Here is a 545-nt window from a genome sequence, read left to right as displayed (position 1 = left end):
AACGGGGAGTCTCGGTCACCTGTGTACACCTCGCCGTTCATGATGAGGTAGTCGACCTGCTGTTTGTCTGCCATCTGAAGTCCTTCTTCTCGGCCATTTCCTTGCACTCGACGTCTTGCGACCGCCGCGACGCCTACCCCGGGCGCAGGCGCGTACCCACGCAGATCGACGCACACAGGTAAAATCGTTACTTCATCCAAGCCGCAAGTCGGGCGATTTGGATAGGTCATGCGAATTATTCGCGTCGCACTTCCTTATGCAATGTTCGGAGTTTTAAGGATCATCATCATCGACTTGCGTCTCTTCTCAATTGCACCAGTGTCCGGCGACCATCCTCGTACCTTGCACCACCTGTGCTGGTGCGGATCACCGGCAGGCCGATTTCGGCGGCAAAGCTTTCAACCTCCGCCGCATTCGCTAGCAGGAGGTAGATGGGCATCAGCTTTTATCCGTGCCTGACCTCAGACTTCGCGGTAAGGGTACCATCGTTGGCGATCTGCGGTCGCAAAGGTTCTGTAAATTTAGTTGAAGGCTTTGTTGCAACG

The 545-nt window shown here is 55.0% G+C and carries 2 protein-coding genes; both read right to left on the bottom strand.

Going from position 1 to position 545, the window contains the following annotated elements; genetic code table 11:
* Positions 1 to 230: hypothetical protein (locus tag QN222_RS30245; RefSeq protein WP_283966094.1), on the bottom strand; the 230-nt coding region annotated here is incomplete at its 3' end.
* A 56-nt stretch (positions 231 to 286) separates the two neighbouring features.
* Entirely contained in the window at positions 287 to 439 is a 153-nt protein-coding gene (locus QN222_RS30240; protein ID WP_283966095.1) for a hypothetical protein, read from the bottom strand.
* Between the last annotated feature and the right edge of the window lie 106 nt (positions 440 to 545).

It is taken from the genome of Sinorhizobium sp. 6-70, from assembly GCF_030124375.1.
In the GTDB taxonomy this organism is placed as follows: domain Bacteria; phylum Pseudomonadota; class Alphaproteobacteria; order Rhizobiales; family Rhizobiaceae; genus Sinorhizobium.
Note: the sequence above shows the minus strand (reverse complement) of the source record. Positions and strands in the feature narration are given on the sequence as shown.

What these genes read in the sequence shown, in the direction of transcription:
- QN222_RS30240 (WP_283966095.1), bottom strand. Translation starts at nt 439, where the DNA reads ATGCCCATCTACCTCCTGCTAGCGAATGCGGCGGAGGTTGAAAGCTTT.